The 6,435-nt window shown below is 70.8% G+C and carries 6 protein-coding genes; 5 read left to right on the top strand and 1 reads right to left on the bottom strand.

The annotated features are described in order from the left end of the window. Window positions 1–45: 45 nt before the first annotated feature. Window positions 46–942 carry a LysR family transcriptional regulator gene (locus tag FPZ41_RS16160; protein WP_152863230.1) on the bottom strand — a complete coding sequence of 299 codons (897 nt, stop codon included), beginning with the start codon at window positions 940–942 and terminating at the stop codon, window positions 46–48. Window positions 943–1,061: 119 nt separating this feature from the next. Here FPZ41_RS16160 and FPZ41_RS16155 point away from each other — a divergent pair, with 119 nt between their 5' ends. The 5 genes from FPZ41_RS16155 (at window position 1,062) to FPZ41_RS16135 (ending at window position 6,382) form a co-directional block, all read left to right on the top strand. Next, the gene (locus FPZ41_RS16155; protein WP_152863256.1) at window positions 1,062–1,733 is read left to right on the top strand and encodes a succinate dehydrogenase; all 672 of its coding nucleotides are present in this window, start codon (window positions 1,062–1,064) and stop codon (window positions 1,731–1,733) included. 2 nt (window positions 1,734–1,735) lie between these two features. Further along, the gene (locus FPZ41_RS16150; RefSeq protein ID WP_152863228.1) at window positions 1,736–3,694 is read left to right on the top strand and encodes a fumarate reductase/succinate dehydrogenase flavoprotein subunit; all 1,959 of its coding nucleotides are present in this window, start codon (window positions 1,736–1,738) and stop codon (window positions 3,692–3,694) included. Next, a complete protein-coding gene (locus FPZ41_RS16145; RefSeq protein WP_152863225.1) occupies window positions 3,691–4,440 on the top strand; it encodes a succinate dehydrogenase/fumarate reductase iron-sulfur subunit in 750 nt (249 codons plus the stop codon). Before FPZ41_RS16150 ends, FPZ41_RS16145 begins: the two co-directional genes overlap by 4 nt. A 365-nt stretch (window positions 4,441–4,805) precedes the next feature. Further along, a complete protein-coding gene (locus tag FPZ41_RS16140; RefSeq protein ID WP_152863223.1) occupies window positions 4,806–5,579 on the top strand; it encodes a GNAT family N-acetyltransferase in 774 nt (257 codons plus the stop codon). Beyond that, window positions 5,579–6,382, top strand: a complete 804-nt coding sequence (locus FPZ41_RS16135) for a lysophospholipid acyltransferase family protein (RefSeq protein ID WP_152863221.1) — start codon at window positions 5,579–5,581, stop codon at window positions 6,380–6,382. Before FPZ41_RS16140 ends, FPZ41_RS16135 begins: the two co-directional genes overlap by 1 nt. Window positions 6,383–6,435: the final 53 nt, after the last annotated feature.

Here is a 6,435-nt window from a genome sequence, read left to right as displayed (position 1 = left end):
CAGGGGGAATGGGTAGGGGCGGCGGGGGCGAAAATCCCGTCCTCCTCACGGCACGGACGTCGTCGAGAGCAACATCCGCTGCAACTCCCGCGCGGCCCGGGGCGGAGCCACATCAGTCCGATGGGCCAGCGCAATCGTCCGATGCAGTCCCGGCCGCGCCAACGGCGTCACCCGCAGCCCCCGCCCCGACCGCGTGGCCACCATCCGCGGCACCACGGCCACCCCCAGCCCGGCCCGCACGAACCCCAGCACCGCGTCCATCTCACCGCCCTCGACCGCGAAGTCGGGCTCGAAGCCCTCCGCGCGGCACGCGGCGACAGTCAGCTCGCGCAGGTCGTACCCGTGCCGGAACATCACCAGACGCTCACCCTCCAGGTCGGAGATCCGCACCGTACGCCGCCCCCGCCCAGGTGTCCGGGCCTCCGGCGACGACACCACCACCAGGTCCTCACGCAGCACCTCCACCGTGGTCAGCGCGGGCGAAGGGGTGGGCAGAGGAAGGACGACCAGCGCCAGATCCAGCTCACCTCGCGCGAGTTCCCGTACCAGATCGTGCGAGCCGCTCTCCTCGATCAGCAGCCGGATCCCGGGATAGCGGTCGTGGAAGGCGCGCAGCACGTCCGGGAGCAGGCCCGTGCACAGGCTCGGGGTCGCGCCGAGCCGCACCCGTCCGCGTCGCAGCTGGGCCAGCTCGGCCACCTCCTGCCGGGCGGTGTCCGCGTCCGCCAGGATCCGCCGGGCCAGCGGCAGCAGCGCCTCGCCCGCGTCGGTCAGCGTGATGTTGCCGCGCGCCCGCCGGAACAGGTCGGCCCCCAGCTCCCGCTCCAGCGCCCGGATCTGCTGGGACAGTGAGGGCTGGGCGACATGGACGAGCTCCGCGGCCCGGGTGAAGTGCCGGGTCTCGGCGACGGCCACGAAGTACTGGAGCTGTTGGAACTGCATCCCTTCACGATAGGCCAGTCCTATCGAATCAAGCCGTACCATGTCTTGGACCGATCGCCTGTTCCCGCTCTAGCGTCGTGCGCATGGCTCTCGCAACGCGGACGGACCGACGGCCGTCCATGGCGCGCACGGTGTGGGACAGCTCCGTCGGCAAGAAGACCGTCATGGCGGTCAGCGGCCTGATCATGCTGCTGTACCTGGTCGCCCACATGATCGGCAATCTGAAGATCTTCTTCGGGGTGGAGGAGTTCAACCGCTACGCGCACTGGCTGCGGACCGTCGGCGAACCCTTCATGCACTACGAGTGGACGCTGTGGCTCATCCGCGTCGTGCTGGTCGTCGCGGTCGTCGCCCACGCCGTCTCCGCGTACCAGCTCAGCCGCCGCGACATCAAGGCGCGCCCCGACAAGTACGTGCACAAGAAGCCGCGGGCGAGCTACGCCACGCGCACCATGCGCTGGGGCGGGGTGATCCTCGGCCTGTTCATCGTCTGGCACGTCCTGGACCTGACGACCGGCACCGTGCACCCGGGCGGTTTCCAGGAGGGCCGCCCTTACCAGAACGTCGTGGACACCTTCTCCACCTGGTACGGCAACGTCATCTACATCGTCGCGATGCTCGCGCTCGGCCTGCACATCCGGCACGGCTTCTGGAGCGCGGCCCAGACCCTCGGTGCGGGCAGCCGCACCCGCGACCGCGCCCTCAAGACCGTTGCAGGCGTCCTCGCGTTGCTGCTCACGGCCGGTTTCATCGCCGTACCCGTGGGCGTCATGACCGGAGTGGTGAGCTGAACATGACTGCTGAGTACGTGGATTACGCGACCGGTGAGCCGGTCGTCGATGCCAAGGCCCCGTCCGGGCCCGTGGGCGAGCGCTGGGACAAGCGCCGTTTCGAGGCCAAGCTGGTCAACCCCGCAAACCGCCGCAAGCACACGGTGATCGTCGTCGGCACCGGCCTCGCCGGAGGCTCCGCGGGCGCCACACTCGCCGAACAGGGCTACCACGTCGTGCAGTTCTGCTACCAGGACTCCCCACGCCGCGCCCACTCGATCGCCGCGCAGGGCGGCATCAACGCGGCGAAGAACTACCGCAACGACGGCGACTCCATCCACCGGCTCTTCTACGACACCGTCAAGGGCGGCGACTTCCGGGCGCGTGAGTCCAACGTCCACCGGCTGGCACAGATCTCCGTCGAGATCATCGACCAGTGCGTGGCGCAGGGCGTGCCGTTCGCGCGTGAGTACGGCGGCCTGCTCGACACCCGTTCCTTCGGCGGTGTCCAGGTGTCGCGGACCTTCTACGCCCGCGGCCAGACGGGACAGCAACTGCTGCTCGGCGCCTACCAGGCGCTGAGCAGGCAGATCGCCGCCGGGAACGTGGAGATGCATCCGCGCACCGAGATGCTCGACCTGATCGTGATCGACGGGCGGGCGCGCGGGATCGTGGCCCGTGACCTCGTCACCGGGAAGATCGACACGTACTTCGCGGACGCCGTCGTCCTGGCGAGCGGCGGCTACGGCAACGTCTTCTACCTGTCGACGAACGCCATGAACTCCAACGCCACCGCGATCTGGCGGGCGCACCGGCGCGGCGCGTACTTCGCCAACCCGTGTTTCACCCAGATCCACCCCACCTGCATCCCGCGCACCGGCGACCACCAGTCCAAGCTGACGCTGATGAGCGAGTCGCTGCGCAACGACGGACGCATCTGGGTGCCGAAGGCGAAGGGCGACCGGCGCCTCCCGAACGAGATCCCCGAGGACGAGCGCGACTACTACCTGGAGCGCATCTACCCGTCGTTCGGCAACCTCGTCCCCCGCGACATCGCCTCCCGCGCCGCGAAGAACGTCTGCGACGAGGGGAGGGGGGTCGGTCCCGGCGGGCAGGGCGTGTACCTGGACTTCGCCGACGCCATAAGGCGCATGGGGCGGAAGGCCGTCGAGGCCAAGTACGGCAACCTCTTCGACATGTACCAGCGGATCACCGACGAGGATCCGTACGAGGTACCGATGCGGATCTACCCCGCCGTGCACTACACGATGGGCGGACTGTGGGTGGACTACGACCTGCAGACCACCATCCCCGGCCTGTTCGCGATCGGCGAGGCCAACTTCTCCGACCACGGCGCGAACCGACTCGGCGCCTCCGCCCTGATGCAGGGGCTCGCCGACGGCTACTTCGTGCTCCCGTCGACCATCAACGACTACCTGGCGCGCAATCCGCATCACGACGACTGCGCGGTCACGGTCGACCACCCCGACGTCCAGGAGGTACTGGCCGAGACGGAGGACCGCCTCAGCCTGCTGCTGTCCGTCGACGGCGACCGCACCCCCGACTCCTTCCACCGCGAACTCGGCGAGCTGATGTGGGAGTTCTGCGGCATGGCCCGTACCGACACGGGGCTGCGCAAGGCGCTCGAACGCATCCCGCAGATCCGCGAGGAGTTCTGGCGGCGCATCAAGGTGCCCGGCACCGGCGAGGAGTTCAACCAGTCGCTGGAGAAGGCCAACCGCGTCGTCGACTACCTCGAACTCGCCGAGCTGATGTGCCTCGACGCGCTGCACCGCACCGAGTCCTGCGGCGGCCACTTCCGCGAGGAGTCCCAGACGGCCGACGGCGAGGCCGCCCGCAAGGACGACGAGTTCACGTACGCGGCCGCCTGGGAGTTCACCGACACGGGCACGGCGCCCACCCTGCACAAGGAAGACCTCGTCTTCGAGTACGTCCACCCCACCCAGCGGAGCTACGCATGAAGCTCACCCTGCGCGTCTGGCGGCAGAAGAACGCCGACGCCGACGGAGCGATGTCCACGTACGAGGTGGACGGCATCTCGTCCGACATGTCCTTCCTGGAGATGCTGGACACCCTCAACGAGGAACTCACCCTCAAGGGCGAGGACCCCGTCGCCTTCGACCACGACTGCCGCGAGGGCATCTGCGGCGCGTGCAGTCTGGTGATCAACGGCGAGGCGCACGGACCCGAGCGCACGACGACCTGCCAGCTGCACATGCGGTCCTTCAAGGACGGCGACACGATCGACATCGAGCCCTGGCGGGCGTCGGCCTTCCCGGTGATCAAGGATCTGGTGGTCGACCGGTCGGCCTTCGACCGGATCATCCAGGCCGGCGGCTACATCACCGCGCCGACCGGTGCCGCACCCGAGGCCCATGCGACGCCGGTGCCGAAGCCGGACGCGGACTTCGCGTTCGAGCACGCCGAGTGCATCGGGTGCGGGGCGTGTGTGGCCGCCTGCCCGAACGGGGCGGCCATGCTCTTCACCTCGGCCAAGGTCAACCATCTGAACGTGTTGCCGCAGGGTGCTCCCGAGCGGGAGACGCGGGTGCTGGACATGGTGGCGCAGATGGATGACGAGGGGTTCGGAGGGTGCACCTTGACGGGGGAATGCGCCACGGCTTGTCCCAAGGGGATCCCCTTGGTCTCTATCACCAGCATGAACAAGGAGTGGCTGCGGGCGGCCCGGAAGGCGGCGAAGCGGTAGCGCCATAGGGGCGTTGTTGGTTTCGGGCTGCGGGTCCTTTGTGGCTGGTCGCGCCCACGCGGCGGAGCCGCACATGGACACAGCCCCGCGCCCCTGACGGCCCGCGCCCCTTCGGGGCACGGGCCCCTCAAGACGTTCGCCGGTCAGGTGCGGACGGGCGGGGCCGGGGGTGGTGCTCCCCGGCCCCGCCAAGCTCTTTCGCGCAGCCGCCCCCTGCCATTCAACAACCCCACACCCCGTCTCTCTGCGAAGGTTACGCGCCGGTCAGTTGGCGTCGGGAAAACAGGAGCGAGCACGCCGTAGCCAACCGGCGGCCCGCTCAGCTCCCGCCGAAATCCGGCCCCGTCCCCAGGAGAGAGCCAGCCATGACCGGCGTATCCACGCTCGACAGCCCGTCGCAGGCGGTCGCGCCCACCCGCTACACCGTCACCCTCGCCCGCACCGAGGCCGACGTCCGGGCCGCCCAGCGGCTGCGTCACGACGTCTTCGCGGGCGAGATGGGCGCGCTGCTGTCCACCCCGCAGCCCGGCCTCGACGTCGACGCCTTCGACGCGTACTGCGACCACCTGCTCGTCCGCGACACCGTCACCGACCAGGTCGTCGGTACCTACCGGCTGCTGCCGCCCGAGCGGGCCGCGGTCGCGGGGCGGCTGTACTCGGAGGGCGAGTTCGACCTCACGCCGCTGGGCGCGATCCGCCCCGGGCTCGTCGAGGTCGGCCGCTCCTGCGTGCACCCCGACCACCGCGACGGCGCGGTCATAGGCCTGATCTGGGCCGGGATCGCGCGGTACATGGTCGACGGCGGCCATGAGTGGCTGGCCGGCTGCTGCTCCCTTCCGCTCGCCGACGGCGGCGCGCTCGCCGCGGCCACGTGGGACCGGGTGCGGGCCAAGCACCTCGCTCCCGAGGAGTACCGGGTACGGCCCCTGCTCCCGTGGGACTCGGACGGCGTGGCCCGGCCCCAGCAGCGAACCGAACTGCCCCCGCTCCTGCGCGGTTATCTCCGCCTCGGCGCCTGGGTGTGCGGCGAGCCCGCGCACGACCCGGACTTCGGCGTCGCCGACCTGTACGTGCTGCTGCCGATGAGCCGGGTCAACTCGCGCTATCTGCGGCACTTCCTGTCGCTCGTACCAGCCTGATGAGCGTCTGGCTGCCCAGCGCGCCGTGCACTCCGGGGGCGTGTGTGGAGCCGACGGGACCCGCCGCGGCCGTGCCCCGGGCGGTGCTGCGGCTGACAGCGGTGGCGGTCCTTGTGCTCGGGGGCATCGTGCTGTTGCCGTTCGGCCGGCGGATCCCGGCCGGACCGGTGCGGTGGTGGTGCCGGGCGATCGTGCGGGCCGCGGGTGTCCGGGTCCGCGTCGTCGGCGCCACCGCGCCCGCCGGCGGTGTGCTCCTCGTCGCCAACCACATCTCCTGGCTGGACATCCCGCTGCTCGCCGCCGTGCGTCCGGCCCGGATGCTCGCCAAGACCGAGATCCGGCAGTGGCCCGTGGCGGGTCCGCTGGTGGCGCGGAGCGGTGTCCTGTTCATCGAACGGGACCGGCTGCGGGCGCTCCCGGAGACGGTCGCCCGCATCGCCGGAGCCCTGCGCGCCGGTGCCGCGGTCACGGCCTTCCCCGAGGGCAGCACCTGGTGCGGACGCGCCCGGGGCACCTTCCGCCGCGCCGTTTTCCAGGCCGCCCTCGACGCCGGCGTGCCCGTTCAGCCCGTGCGCATCCACTACCGCCGCGGCGACGGCGCCGCCAGTACGGTCCCCGCCTTCGTCGGCGAGGACACCCTGCTCGCCTCCCTGTGGCGGGTGGCGACGGCCCGCGGTCTGGTGGCCGAGGTCGAGGTACGGGACGCGATCCCGCCGGGCAGCCGCCCCGACCGCCGCGCACTGGCCCGTGCCGCCGAGCTGTCGGCGGGACTGGGAGCGCACCAGGAGCCCCACCGCACGTGAACGAGGGGCCCGGTCCGATGGGCCGGGCCCCTACGACGGCCCCGACCCGCGGC

This window comes from Streptomyces acidicola, assembly GCF_009377235.1.
In the GTDB taxonomy this organism is placed as follows: Bacteria; Actinomycetota; Actinomycetes; order Streptomycetales; family Streptomycetaceae; genus Streptomyces; species Streptomyces acidicola.
The sequence above is the reverse complement of the archived record's forward strand: the minus strand, read 5'-3'. Positions and strand labels throughout refer to the sequence as shown.